Here is a 13,594-nt window from a genome sequence, read left to right on the forward strand (position 1 = left end):
GGGTGAAGATTCCCGCCGCTTTCAGATGGCGCTGCATGCCGGTCAGGTCGGCATCGCGGCGGAAACTGGCGTAGTCGCGCTCGCCAAGCAGTCCCGCCTGCTGCAGAGTGGCAAAACCGTGTTGCATCCCCTGCTCGATCACCGCGTCCGGCCAGCGCACATAGCAATCTTTCAGCAGAGAAACGAGGTCATAGGTGAGCGGCCCGATGACCATATCCTGAAAATCGATGATGGCGAGTTCGCTGGTATCAGGAGTGTCTCCGCCGCACACCATCAGGTTGCGACTGTGGAAGTCACGGTGCATAACCCCTTGTGGCTGAGACAGATTACAGGCGGTGAGACAGGCCAAGGTCTCATCAAGCAATTGTTGCTCTTCATCGCTCAGGGTCAGTTGCAGATGATGGCCAAGCAGCCACTCGGGGAAAATGCTGTTCTCCCGCGCCATAAAGGCGGCATCGAAGGGCTCAAGCGCCAGATCCACCGACCCCAGTGTCGGCAACAGATCGATCGCCTTGGTATACCAGGCCAGCACATTTTGCTCATTCAAGCAGCTGATCAGCTGGGTATCGCCCAGGTCGCTGACCGCCAGCAAACCTTGTTCATAGTCAACGGCCTTGACCTCTGGCGCCAAAAGCTGACGTGCACGCAAGGCAGCTGCATTACGAACAAACTCATGATTTTTTTCGGTTTTCGGATTGGCATCCACCCATACCAGCCCTGCGCCACGGTAGTAGCGGCGGAAACTGGCATCACCGGAAATGAGGGTCAACTGAAGGGTGGCATCGCCTGAAATCTGGCGTGCCCACTGCAATAGCAGGGAATCGCGATCGTGCATAAGTCGGGGACCAAGGTGGAAAGCAGCACTTGGCTGTTAGCCCTGGCCGCAATAATGCTTTATCATTGCCGGCTAACATAAAGCAATGACATGCAATGTCAACTCGATGAAACCTGTCGTAAAATGCATGCCTTGGATCAACCGTATCTATCACGGATTGCACGAGTCTTTCACATGACAAAATGGACACTGGGATACCGTTATCCCATCGCCCTGACTATCAGCCTGGCACCGGCCCTGACATCCATGATGGTTCAGGCTGCCCCTTTTGAGACGCCGCCAGCCACAGGGATCCTCGACAGCCTCTGTTACGACTATGTCCCCAAGGTCGAAAAACCAGCCTCTGCCGAGGAGGCCAATGCGCTGCCGGTGGAGGTGGATGCTGACCGCCTCGAAGCCAAGCAGGGCGGCACCGCCGTCTATGAAGGGGATGTCAAGGTTCGTCAGGGGGTTCGCAAGTTCGACTCCGACTATGCCCAGCTCGACCAGAAGAGCCGGGATGTCATCGCCATCGGCAACATCTATTACAACGACGGTCAGGTGACCGTCACCAGCGACAAGACCCTCAAATCCAACCTGGATACCAAGAACTCCGAACTGGAAGAGGGCAAATATCAGGTTCATGGCTCACCGGTGCGCGGCTTTGCCAAGCGGGTCACCATGACCAACAACAACCAGAACATCACCATGGAGGGGGCCCAGTACACCACCTGCCCCCCGGGTCAGGAGGTGTGGACCCTCAAAGCGGGCAGCATCGACATCGACCAGAAAGAGGTGTTCGGCGAAGCGTGGAACGCCAGCCTCTGGCTCTACGACTATCCGGTGTTCTACTTCCCCTATATCAACTTCCCCATCAAGGATGAGCGGAAGACAGGCTTGCTCTACCCCGGTTATACCCAGAGTTCCAGCAACGGCATGGATATCACCCAGCCCTTCTACTGGAACATAGCCCCCAACTACGATGCCACCATCACCTCCCGTTTTATGGACAAACGCGGCCTGATGGAGCAGGTGGAGTTCCGCTATATGCCGGACCCCGCCCACGCAGGCATCCTCTACTTTGAAAACCTGGCGGACGACAAGCAGTATGATGCCGGCAACCCCAGCTTCATCAACCCGTCGACCGGTACCCCTTACCTGTCTGATGGCCACCGCTATCTGATGAACGTGCGTCACGGCTCAAGCCTGATGGATGGTTCCCTGCGCTTTGGTGTCGATTACACCCAGGTGCGCGACAAGGATTACAACTACTTCAACGACTTCAGTCCGCCGGTAGGTACCCAAGTCGACAGTCAGTTGCAGCAATCCTTTACTGCCGGATATTACCAGCAGAACTGGAACCTCACCTCAGAAGTGCGCCGCTATCAGATCCTGAGCCCTTACGCGCTACTGCCCCACGAGATGCTGCCGCGTATCGACTACAACTACTACCAGCAGGGCAAGTGGTTCGATCTGGCCTGGAACAGCGAATTGACCAAATTTGGTTATGACAGCGGCAGCGCCAGTGCCCAGCAGGCCGGTGAGCGTTACACCACCACCCGCCTGCACCTGGCTCCGACCCTGACCGTGCCTCTCATCGATGCCCCTGGCTACTACCTCACCAGCCAGTACAAGCTGATGTTTACCTCCTACAACCAGGAGGTACCCAAGGATTTGGTCTACACGGATCGCTCGCGTTTTACCGACTCCAGCACTGGCCAGCTCACCCTGAAGGATGGCACCGTCAATCGCACCCTCCCCTCCTTCCGGCTCAAGGGGGGGCTCAACTTCGATCGCCCGGTTGACTGGTATGATGGCAAGGGCACCCAGACTCTGGAACCCGAGTTCCAGTATCTCTATGTTCCCTATCGGGATCAGGACGATATCGGGATCTACGACTCCACCACCACCCGTCAGGATTACTACAGCCTGTTCAGCGATCGTCGCTATGCCGGTCTCGACCGCATCAGCGACGCCAACCGGGTCACTGCCGGTCTCACCAGCCGGATCTATGACAACGTAGGTGACGAGCGGCTGCGTTTGGCAGTAGCCCAGGCATTCGAGATTACGCCGCCCAAGGTTCGCCTCTATCCTTCGGATCCCGAGAGCACCAACTCTCGCTCCCTGCTCTCCTTTGAGGGGGATGCCCGGGTCACGGAGCAGTGGTTTGCTCACGCTGGCACTCAATACGATACAGAGAAAAGTCAGTTCAGTGCGGCAAATGGCGCGGTGGAATACCGCAACGAGAAGTTCATCAGCCAGGTCAACTACCGCTTTATCAAGGATGGCAACAAGAGCTACTACAACAGTGCTGTGGCCGAAGACTTGAGCCAGGCAGGTTTGGTTATGATGGCGCCGATCGCCGATCAGTGGCAGATGTATGGTGGCTACTACCGTGACATCCAGCAAAACGTCAATATTGACCGCAAAATAGGCGTCAAATATGACTCCTGCTGCTGGAGCATCAACCTGAGTCTGGAGTGGCACAACCAGCCAGACAACATCACTCTGAAGCCCACCTCCGAGAAATCGATCGGTCTTCAATTCGAGATGAAGGGACTTGGCAGTGTCGGTACCGGTGGCCGCAGCGTCACGCTGGATACCGAGCTGTTGCCCTATGTTCGCCCGTTTAATCTGAAAGACCAGCAATGATGCTGGTCCAGCCTTGAGAGATGGATATGAAAAAGACCCTGATTGCCCTGCTGACCGCGGGTATGTTTGGCGCCATGAGTCAGGCGGCACTGGCGGCCCCCGAGCTGATGGACAAGGTGCTGGCCGTGGTCAACAAGGACGTGGTGCTTGCCAGTCAACAGGATGCACTGGTCAACAAGGTAAAGCTCTCCGCCCAAGAGAGCGGCCAGTCCCTGCCCGATGACGCCACCCTGCGCAAGCAGGCACTGGATCGCCTGATCCAGGAGAGTCTGCAGCTGCAACTGGCTGATCGCCAGGGCCTCAAGATCAGCGATACCCAGCTGGAGCAAGCTATCCAGGGGATCGCCGCCGATAACAAGATGACCATGGATCAGCTGCGTGCCCAGCTCGCCCGTGAAGGGATGAGCTATGCCCAGTATCGGGAAGAGGTGCGCCGCGAGATCCTGATGAACGAGGTACGCCGCAATCAGGTACGCCGTCGCATCAACATCTCCGAGCAGGAGGTGAAGCAGGTAGTCGAGATCCTGAAAAAACAGGGTCAGCAACAGAACGAATACCACGTCGGCCATATCCAGATCTCCCTGCCGGATAACCCCACCGCTGCCCAGCTGGATGCAGCCAAGAGCAAGATCGAGCGTATCCTGACTGCCCTCAAGCAGGGTGCCGACTTCCGCAAACTGGCCATTGCCGAGAGTAATGGGCCCAAGGCGCTGGAAGGTGGTGACTGGGGCTGGATGAGCCCGCAAGAGATGCCGACCCTGATGGCGGAAGCGGTACAGGGTGCCAAGAAGGGCGACATCGTCGGCCCGCTGCGCTCCGGTGCCGGTCTGCACATCATCAAGGTGTTCGATACCAAGGGGCAGCAGCAGGTGATGCTGACCGAGGTGAAGGCTCGCCACATCCTGATCAAGCCCTCCATCATCCTGAGCGAAGAGAAGGCCAAGGGGATGCTGGACGGCATTCTGCACGACATCAAGAGCGGCAAGGCAAGCTTCGCCAGCATGGCTGAGAAGTACTCCGAAGATCCGGGCTCTGCAGTACAGGGTGGCGAACTGGGCTGGTCTGATCCCAACGTCTATGTGCCCGAGTTCCGCGACATGGTCAACCGCCTGCAGCCGGGCCAAATCAGTGCCCCGTTCCGTACCAGCCATGGCTGGCACATCGTGCAGGTGGAAGATCGCCGTAGCCAGGACGCCACCGACAAGGCACAGGAGCAGCGTGCCTACCAGCTCATCTACAACCGTCGCTTCGTGGAAGAGTCCCAGGCGTGGCTGGACGAGCTGCGTGACGAGGCCTACATCCGTATCGAAGGCGCCGGTAGCTGATGAACTGCCGTCGTCTTGCCGTCACCCCGGGCGAACCGGCCGGGATTGGGCCCGATCTGGTGCTGCAGATTGCCCAGCAGGATTGGCCGCACCAGTTGGTGGTCATTGCCGATCCGGTATTGCTGCGCGAGCGGGCGGCCCTGCTGGGGCTGCCCATCGAGCTTGAGCCCTATGATGCCAGTCAACCTGCTCAACCGCAGCGAGCCGGCACCCTGACGGTATGCTCTGTCTCTCTCGGTACCTCTGTGGTACCGGGCGAGCTGAACGAAGGCAACGGCGCCTATGTGCTGGCAACCTTGCAGCGCGCCTGCGATGGCAACATGAGCGGCGAATTTGCCGCCGTGGTGACCGGGCCGGTACACAAGGGGATCATCAATCAGGCCGGTGTCTCGTTTAGCGGTCATACCGAGTTCTTCGCCCAGCAGTCGGGCACCGCCGATGTGGTGATGATGCTGGCAACCGAGGGACTGCGGGTTGCGCTGGCGACCACCCATATCCCCCTTGCCTATGTGGCGATGGCTATCACGGAAGATCGCCTCGGCAAGGTGATCCGCATCCTCAATTCGGATCTCGCCACCAAGTTTGGCATCGCCAACCCCCGAATTTACGTCTGCGGCCTCAATCCCCATGCCGGGGAAGGCGGCCACCTCGGACGTGAAGAGATTGACGTGATCGAACCTGCTCTGGCGACTCTGCGCCAGGAGGGGATCGATCTGGTCGGCCCGTTGCCGGCCGACACCCTGTTCCAGGAGAAATACCTCAAGGATGCGGATGCGGTACTCGCCATGTACCACGACCAGGGGCTGCCCGTGCTCAAATACAAGGGCTTTGGCAGTTCGGTCAATATCACTCTGGGGCTTCCCTTCATCCGCACTTCGGTGGATCACGGCACCGCGCTGGATCTGGCAGGCAAGGGCCTGGCCGATTCGGGCAGCCTTGTCACCGCGATTAACCACGCCATCAAGATGGTAGAGAAAAAAAGATATGAGCAGTAAGGTGCACATGGGCCACACGGCCCGTAAGCGTTTCGGTCAGAACTTCTTGCACGATCGCTACGTGATCGACCAGATCGTGGCCGCCATCAATCCGCAGCCAGGCCAAAACCTGGTGGAGATCGGCCCGGGTCTGGCCGCGCTGACCGAGCCGGTTGCCGCCCAGATGGACAAGATGACCGTGGTCGAGCTGGACCGGGATCTGGCGGCGCGCCTGCGCGAGCACCCGACCCTGAAGGAGAAGCTCACCGTCATCGAAGCCGATGCCATGCGCTTCGACTTCAGCACCCTGATGGGTGAAGGCAAGGGGCCGCTGCGTATCTTCGGCAACCTGCCCTACAACATCTCCACCCCGCTCATCTTCCACCTGTGCGAGTTCGCCGATCGGGTCGAAGACATGCACTTCATGCTGCAAAAGGAAGTGGTCCTGCGTCTGGCCGCCGGCCCTGGCAGCAAAGCCTATGGTCGTCTGAGCGTGATGACCCAGTACTACTGCCAGGTGATCCCGGTACTGGAAGTGGGCCCGGGCGCCTTCAAACCGGCGCCGAAGGTGGACTCTGCCGTGGTTCGTCTGGTGCCGCACAAGAACCCGACCATCGTCGCCAAAGACATCCGTTGTCTGAATCGCGTCTGCACCGAGGGCTTCGGCCAGCGCCGCAAGACCATTCGCAACAGTTTCTCCAACTTCATCACCGACGCCCAGCTGACCGAGCTTGGTATCGATGGCAACCTGCGTCCGGAGAACCTCTCCCTCGAGCAATTTGTCATGATCGCCAACTGGCTGGCGGATCAGCCAAAGGCCTGATCCTGTGTCGCTCCCGCACATCGTTGTCCGCCCATACCCCTCGTATGTGGCGGATAGCAAAGACCCCTACCAGTTTCACTATCTGATCGAGATTGAGAATCTGGGGCCCGGCTCGGTGCAGCTGCTGCATCGGCGCTGGCTCATCACCGATGCCAATGGCAAGATGCAGGAAGTCTCGGGCCCCGGCGTGGTCGGGGAGCAACCCCTTATTGCCGAGGGAGAGACCTACCGCTACCAGAGCGGCGTGCCGCTGGCGACACCGCTCGGAGTGATGGAGGGGAGTTACACCCTGCAAGATGGCTCTGGCCAGCAGTTTGAGGCGCCCGTCGCCCCCTTCACGCTGGCCATCCCCAACATTATCAACTGAGGTTTCATGGCGAACTGTTTTGTCGGTGACATCCAGGGCTGTTACGACGACTTGCGCCGTCTGCTGGATCTTGCCAAGTTCGATCCCGAAAATGACGTGCTCTGGCTGTGCGGCGATCTGGTCGCCCGCGGCCCGGACTCGCTCAACACATTGCGATTCGTCAAGGATCTGGGCAACCGTGCCATTACCGTGCTCGGTAACCACGACCTGCACCTGTTGGCGGTGGCCAATGGCGTTGCACCGCTCAAGAAGAAAGACAAGCTGCAGAGCCTGATGGATGCGCCGGATCGGGACGAACTGCTGGAGTGGCTGCGCCACCGCCCGCTGCTGGCCGAACACCCCGACCTGCCCATCATGATGGTGCATGCCGGTATCTCTCCGGCGTGGGATGCCCGCACCGCCCGCAACTGCGCCCGCGAGGTAGAGAGCCTGCTGCGTGGCGATCAGTACCTGTGGTTGCTGCACAACATGTATGGCGATCAGCCGGATGGCTGGAAAGATGATCTGGTCGGGATCGACCGCTACCGCTACATCATCAACACCTTCACCCGGATGCGCTTCTGCTACTTCGATGGTCGGCTCGACTTCAAATGCAAGAAGGGCCCCAAGGAGTCGACCCCAGGCCTGCGCCCCTGGTTCGAGCAGCGCGAGCATCACGTGGATGACCCCATTCTGGTGTTCGGCCACTGGGCGGCCCTGATGGGCAACACCGGCAAGAGTGACATCAAAGCGCTCGATACCGGCTGTGTCTGGGGCAACAGCCTCACTCTGTGGCGTTATGAGGATGATGCCCTCTTTGCCACCCCCTGCCCCACTCACGCCAGCTAGGGCAGTGATTGCAAAGACCTGAACCAAAAAGAGAGCCCGGCAACTTGCCGGGCTCTCTTTTTCCACAACAGCTCTTGTTACAACTTGCGCCCCAACCGTTTCTCGATCTGGCGTCGCTCCCACTCGGGGCCAAACAGTTTGAAAGGCTCGAATATCCGAATGGCATGGGACGCCAACCCCAATCCCCACCCCAGCGCCGGCCACCAGGCCCAGATATAACCCGGGTTGCTCAGGTAGTTGATGGCAAACAACCCGCCAATCACCAGCAGATAGCTGGCGACATGGTGATAGAAGCCCTTGAGCCCCTCCACATACTTCATGGCAGCTCGCTCTTCAGCCGATACCTGCAATCCATCCTGTTCCATCGTGTCACTCCCTCTCATCTCATGCTCCTGTTGCCGTGTGCCGTCCAGTTGCGCCACATCGAGCTCAAAGACGGCGGCCAGGGCCTTGAGGGATTCCAGTCCGGGTTGCTGACCCTGCTCGATCCGCTGAATGGTGCGAACGCTCAGGCCGGTAAAGGCGGCCAACTGCTCCTGTGACCAGCCCCGCTGCAATCTCAACTTCCTGACGATCATCTCGAACTCCTTGTGGTTGCTTGACGGAGCCAGCATAGGGGCCGGAGGGTGGCACGCGACACGACAGCAGCCTGACACCAACCTGACTTTCCTTTTAATTCAGTGCATTAGATAAAGGCTCGATATCCGGGATCCAGTTCCCCAACCGCCCCGTTGCGAGAACCTGACAGCAGGGCGACACCAGACTCTCTCTGCAAGATAGCGCCTTTATATGCGGGGAGGCGAGCTTATAGATCTCGCATCAACCCGGCTGCGATCTCGAAAGAGCGCAAGCGAGCCTGATGATCGACGATGGGGCCGTTGAACATCAGCTCATCGGCCTGGGTTTCCGCCAGCAGCGCCTTGAGGCCATGGCGGATCTGCTCCGGATCGCCCACCAGAGAGCGGGCAAGGGTCTGCTCCATCGCCATCAACTCGCGTGGCGACCATTGCTCGCCCAACTCGGCAACCGGTGCTGGCAGCTTGCCCGCATCACCGCGATGGAGGCGCAGGAACTGCTGCTGCAACGTAGTGAACTGGAAGCGCGCCTCCCGTTCGCTGTCGGCAGCGATCATATTGATACAGACCACAGCATGGGGCTTGGGCCAGCGAGCAGAAGGGCTATACTGGCTGCGATAGATCTCAAGTGCTTGCAGCAACATGGCTGGCGCGAAATGGGAGGCAAAACCAAACGGCAAGCCCATCACCGCAGCCAGTTGGGCACTGTAGAGGCTGGAGCCCAGCAGCCAGACTGGCAGATGCAGCCCCTGCCCGGGTACTGCCTGTACCGCGCCTATCTCGTCGCCAAAATAGCTCATCAGCTCGCGGACATCGGCCGGGAAGTCATCCACCTCACCGCTGCGTTGGCGTCTGAGAGCCCGCATGGTGCGCTGATCGGTCCCGGGCGCCCGGCCAAGGCCCAAATCGATGCGGTCGGGGTAGAGCGAGGCCAGGGTGCCAAACTGTTCGGCAATGACCAGCGGCGAGTGGTTCGGCAGCATGATGCCACCCGCCCCGATCCGCAGGGTGCTGGTTGCCCCGGCAAGATGGCCGATCAACACCGATGTCGCGGCACTGGCAATACCCGGCATGTTGTGGTGTTCGGCCAGCCAGTAGCGGTGGTAGCCCCAACGCTCGGCATGTTGTGCCAGATCGCGCGAATGGCGGAACGATTCGGCAGGATGGGAACCCTCGGCAACCGGCACCAGATCGAGAAGGGAATAGGGGATGGCAGACATAAATACACTCCGTTGCATCACAATTTGCTAACAGAGGGGCACTCTACCATGAGATGTTCGAACGGAACACTTTCTGCCACGGCAAACGCCAGATAGCAAAAGGCCACCCCATAGGGAGTGGCCTTAAGGCTATGGCAGTCTGTATCAGAACAACAGGTGGGCCATACCGGCAATCACCGGCAGGGTCACCAGGGTACGCATCAGGAAGATAATAAAGAGCTCCCACAACTTGACCGGGATCTTGCTGCCCAGCAGCAGCGCCCCCACTTCAGACATATAGATAAGCTGGGTCACCGACATGGCCGCGATGACGAAGCGGGTCATCTCGCTCTCGATGCTGGACGCCAGCACAGCCGGGATAAACATGTCGGCAAACCCGACCATGATGGTCTTGGCAGCCGCTTCTGCCTCCGGCAGCTGCAGCAGTTCGAGCAAGGGAACGAACGGTGCACCCAGCCAGTTGAAGACGGGGGTATGTTCAGCCAGCATCAGAGCACAAGTACCGATCGCCATCACCACTGGCAGCACACCAAACACCATGTCCAGCGCGTTCTTCACCCCTTCCCGTAACACAGCGCCGAGATCGGTCATCTTCTCCGCCTTGGTCAATGCACGCTCGAGACCATAGCTCAGCACACTGTGCTGATGCGGTACCGACTCCTGCTTGCGGCACAAGGGGGTGCCATCGATATAGATATCCTTCTTCCAGCAGAGCGGTGGCAGGCGTGGTACCACGATGGCCGCAACCACACCGGCCAGGCAGACGGTCAGATAGAAGGGAACAAACATGTGCTCCAGCTTCACCTGCGAGATCACCACCAGACAGAAGGTGATGGAGACAGCAGAGAAGGTGGTGCCAATGACGGCGGCTTCCCGCTGGGTATAAAACTTCCCTTCGTACTGCTTGCTGGTGAGCAGAATGCCGACGCTACCGTCCCCCAACCAGGAGGCAAAGCAGTCCACTGCGGAGCGACCCGGCAGACGGAACACCGGGCGCATGATGCGGGTCATCATGGTGCCGACGAACTCCAGCAGCCCGAAGTCGAGCAGCAGTGGCAACAGCAGGCCAGCGAAGATAAAGACGGAAAACAGCACTGGCAGCAGATCGTTGAGCACCAACCCGCCGGTTGCGCCGGAGTGCAGCACTTCAGGCCCGGTCTGGAAGAAGGTCAGCAGTACGAAGATCCCGCCCAGCACCCGCACACAGGCCCAGAAGGGGGAGACGTTGAACAAGCTGTTGAGGAAAGGACGGCGCACCAGGATCGCCGGTTTGAACAACCAGGCGACGACGGTCATCAGCATGGTGGTGGTGATCACCGCGCTGACCATGGCAACCAGATAGTCGGCAAACACCCGCTGAACCAGCTTGGCCAGCACGGCTACCGGAATGGTGACATTTCCGTCATAGAGTACCGGAGTCATGAACAACAGGATCCCGATCAACGAAGGGATCAAGAACATCAACAGATTGCGGCGGGTATTGACCGCAGGCGCTTCCAGACTCTTTTCCAACATAATCTACTGCCCTGACATAGCTAAAACTTATGCCGGATAATACGCATATTCATGCACACCCAGCCAAACGGGGCGCAAGAATATCCCAATAGAATGGATTAAAAAAGCAATTTCAGATTAATTAACGAATAAATACCCAAATAAAACCAGTGTGAACGGGTAAACAGGCAGTTAGCGGAATATTAATTCACTAAACACTCTGCCTGCCCCAAGCTAATCAGGTATAGAGACCAGGCGCCAGCCATAAAAAAACCGGAGCCTCTGCAGGCTCCGGTTTTTGGCAAAGAACAGCGAAATCAATCGCGGACGTAGATCACTTCCACGCCATCATCATCTTCGTCATCCCAGTCATCATCATCGAGACTCTCGTCGAAGGCCATGGAGGCGGCCAGCGCTTCCGCTTCGGCCTTGGCCAGCTGGTTTTTGTGGTAGTCATCCCACTTGAACTCCACTTTCTCGATCGCCTCTTTGGCATCCTGCTCCAGTTGACGGGGCATGGTATCCAGCAGATCCAGAATGTCGTAGCAGACCTTCTTGGTCCCTTCCTTGCTGATGGCAGTGATGGCGTAGACCGGCCCTTCGTGGTTGAGGGCGGCTTTCACGCGATCCATCACTTCCTGAGCCTCTTCTTCCAGGATCAGGTCCATCTTGTTGAACACCAGCCAGCGCGGCTTGCCCGCCAGCTCGGGGCTGTACTTCTCCAGCTCACGCACGATGGTCACGGCATTTTCGGCCGGATCGGAACCATCAACCGGGCAGATATCCACCAGATGGATCAATACGCGACAGCGCTCGAGGTGTTTCAGGAAGCGGATCCCGAGGCCAGCGCCTTCGGCTGCACCCTCGATCAGACCCGGGATATCGGCGATCACGAAGGAGCGTGAGTTCTCGCCACGTACTACGCCCAGGTTCGGCACCAGGGTAGTAAAGGGATAGTCAGCCACTTTCGGACGAGCGGCTGATACGGCGCGGATAAAGGTGGACTTGCCGGCATTCGGCAGACCCAGCATACCGACGTCAGCCAGCAGCAGCAGCTCCAGCTTCAGGGTGCGCACTTCACCCGGAGTACCGTTGCTCTTCTGGCGCGGCGCCCGGTTGACCGAGCTCTTGAAGCGGGTGTTGCCAAGGCCGTGGAAGCCGCCCTTGGCGACCAGCAGCTTCTGCTCGTGGTGAGTCAGGTCACCCAGCAGCTCGCCGGTATCTTCGTCGGTCGCACGGGTACCGACCGGCACACGCAGGATCTTGTCCTTGCCGCGGCGACCGGTACAGTTGGCGCTCTGACCATTCTCGCCACGTTCGGCGGCATGGAAGCGCTCAAAACGGTAGTCGATCAGGGTGTTGAGGTTCTCGTCGGCGACCAGATACACGTCGCCACCGTCACCACCATCGCCACCATCCGGACCACCGTTGGGAATATATTTTTCACGGCGAAAGCTTACACAACCGTTACCACCGTCACCGGCATCGACTCGAATCTGGACTTCATCAACAAACTTCATAGGTAACCGTCACCTTAATTCGAAAAACCGATACGCAATTATAGTGGTACAGACCCCTGCGGGCGATACGCATCTTGCCTCACCGAGCCATCTCTGCGCCCGGGTCATCTACGTTCCGTTTTTTCGTCATCATTTCGGAAAAACAAAAGCCCCGCCTGTTGGCGGGGCTTCGGATCCTTGCGGTCCGTAATTACTCAGCAACGATGCTAACGTACTTACGGTTCAGCGGACCTTTAACTTCGAACTGCACCTTGCCGTTCGCGGTAGCGAACAGGGTGTGGTCCTTGCCCAGACCAACGTTCTCACCAGCGTGGAACTTGGTGCCGCGCTGACGAACGATGATGCTGCCAGCCAGAACTGTTTCGCCGCCGAACCGCTTCACGCCCAGGCGTTTAGCTTCAGAATCGCGACCGTTGCGGGATGAACCGCCAGCTTTTTTGTGTGCCATCTATCGGACTCCTCTAATTAAGCGCTGATGCCAGTGATTTTGACTTCAGTGAACCACTGACGGTGGCCCGCTTGCTTACGGTGGTGCTTACGACGACGGAACTTGACGATAGTCACTTTCTCGCCACGGCCGTGAGCCACAACTTCAGCTACAACCTTGCCACCTTCAACGAAAGGAGCACCTACTTTAAAAGTGTCGCCTGCAGCAACCATCAGAACTTCGTTGAAGTCGATGGTAGCGCCAGTCTCAACGTTCAGCTTTTCCAGACGAACGATTTGACCTTCGGCCACACGGTGTTGTTTTCCGCCGCTTTGGAATACCGCGTACATTTGATTAACTCCGTAAAGGCATGTCTTTTGCTCAAGGCAGACATGCACAAAAACCTATAACAATGGGCGGGCATTCTACGCAAATCGATCTGCTCAGGCAAGGCCATTTTCGCAAAAAGTTTATTTTGTGCGCATATCTGCCGCCGTGGATAAACGCTTAACTGTAACCCATTGTGAAATCGTGTAGAATCCCCAGCATTACTAAAAATCGCAGTTATTGCTGCT

General features: G+C 58.3%; 13 protein-coding genes. 6 read left to right on the top strand and 7 right to left on the bottom strand.

Annotated elements, in window-relative coordinates:
* A partial coding sequence (locus tag AACR93_RS20055; protein WP_043851778.1) for an aminoglycoside phosphotransferase family protein occupies positions 1–835 on the bottom strand: 835 nt, incomplete at its 3' end.
* Between the two features lie 174 nt (positions 836–1,009).
* Here AACR93_RS20055 and lptD point away from each other — a divergent pair.
* Genes lptD through AACR93_RS20085 form a run of 6 tightly spaced genes read left to right on the top strand, consistent with a single transcriptional unit; the run spans position 1,010 to position 7,783 of the window.
* A complete protein-coding gene (lptD, locus tag AACR93_RS20060; protein WP_043851779.1) occupies positions 1,010–3,466 on the top strand; it encodes an LPS assembly protein LptD in 2,457 nt (818 codons plus the stop codon).
* A gap of 26 nt (positions 3,467–3,492) precedes the next feature.
* Positions 3,493–4,791, top strand: coding sequence for a peptidylprolyl isomerase SurA (gene surA, locus AACR93_RS20065; protein WP_043851821.1), 1,299 nt, complete (start codon positions 3,493–3,495; stop codon positions 4,789–4,791).
* Positions 4,791–5,786, top strand: coding sequence for a 4-hydroxythreonine-4-phosphate dehydrogenase PdxA (pdxA, locus tag AACR93_RS20070; RefSeq protein ID WP_043851780.1), 996 nt, complete (start codon positions 4,791–4,793; stop codon positions 5,784–5,786). The genes surA and pdxA overlap by 1 nt, the downstream gene beginning before the upstream one ends.
* Entirely contained in the window at positions 5,776–6,588 is an 813-nt protein-coding gene (rsmA, locus tag AACR93_RS20075; RefSeq protein WP_041210436.1) for a 16S rRNA (adenine(1518)-N(6)/adenine(1519)-N(6))-dimethyltransferase RsmA, read from the top strand. The genes pdxA and rsmA overlap by 11 nt, the downstream gene beginning before the upstream one ends.
* A 4-nt stretch (positions 6,589–6,592) precedes the next feature.
* Positions 6,593–6,955 (top strand): Co2+/Mg2+ efflux protein ApaG, encoded by a 363-nt coding sequence (gene apaG / locus AACR93_RS20080; RefSeq protein ID WP_043851781.1) that lies wholly within the window; start codon positions 6,593–6,595, stop codon positions 6,953–6,955.
* Positions 6,956–6,961: 6 nt separating this feature from the next.
* Positions 6,962–7,783, top strand: coding sequence for a symmetrical bis(5'-nucleosyl)-tetraphosphatase (locus AACR93_RS20085; RefSeq protein WP_043851782.1), 822 nt, complete (start codon positions 6,962–6,964; stop codon positions 7,781–7,783).
* A gap of 77 nt (positions 7,784–7,860) precedes the next feature.
* Here AACR93_RS20085 and AACR93_RS20090 read toward each other — a convergent pair whose 3' ends face one another.
* The 6 genes from AACR93_RS20090 to rplU all read right to left on the bottom strand — a co-directional run bounded on the left by AACR93_RS20090 (position 7,861) and on the right by rplU (position 13,369).
* On the bottom strand, positions 7,861–8,361 hold the full coding sequence (locus AACR93_RS20090) for a 2TM domain-containing protein (RefSeq protein WP_043851783.1): 501 nt from the start codon (positions 8,359–8,361) through the stop codon (positions 7,861–7,863).
* Between the two features lie 227 nt (positions 8,362–8,588).
* Positions 8,589–9,578, bottom strand: coding sequence for a luciferase-like monooxygenase (locus tag AACR93_RS20095; RefSeq protein ID WP_043851784.1), 990 nt, complete (start codon positions 9,576–9,578; stop codon positions 8,589–8,591).
* Positions 9,579–9,722: 144 nt separating this feature from the next.
* Positions 9,723–11,093: a YjiH family protein gene (locus AACR93_RS20100; RefSeq protein ID WP_043851785.1), complete on the bottom strand. Its 1,371-nt coding sequence runs from the start codon at positions 11,091–11,093 to the stop codon at positions 9,723–9,725.
* Positions 11,094–11,389: 296 nt separating this feature from the next.
* Entirely contained in the window at positions 11,390–12,592 is a 1,203-nt protein-coding gene (cgtA, locus tag AACR93_RS20105; protein WP_041210430.1) for an Obg family GTPase CgtA, read from the bottom strand.
* A 190-nt stretch (positions 12,593–12,782) separates the two neighbouring features.
* The gene (gene rpmA, locus AACR93_RS20110; protein ID WP_005304202.1) at positions 12,783–13,040 is read right to left on the bottom strand and encodes a 50S ribosomal protein L27; all 258 of its coding nucleotides are present in this window, start codon (positions 13,038–13,040) and stop codon (positions 12,783–12,785) included.
* A gap of 17 nt (positions 13,041–13,057) precedes the next feature.
* On the bottom strand, positions 13,058–13,369 hold the full coding sequence (gene rplU / locus AACR93_RS20115) for a 50S ribosomal protein L21 (RefSeq protein ID WP_005304210.1): 312 nt from the start codon (positions 13,367–13,369) through the stop codon (positions 13,058–13,060).
* Positions 13,370–13,594 lie beyond the last annotated feature (225 nt).

This window comes from Aeromonas sp. L_1B5_3 (genome assembly GCF_963866575.1).
GTDB lineage: Bacteria > Pseudomonadota > Gammaproteobacteria > Enterobacterales > Aeromonadaceae > Aeromonas > Aeromonas jandaei.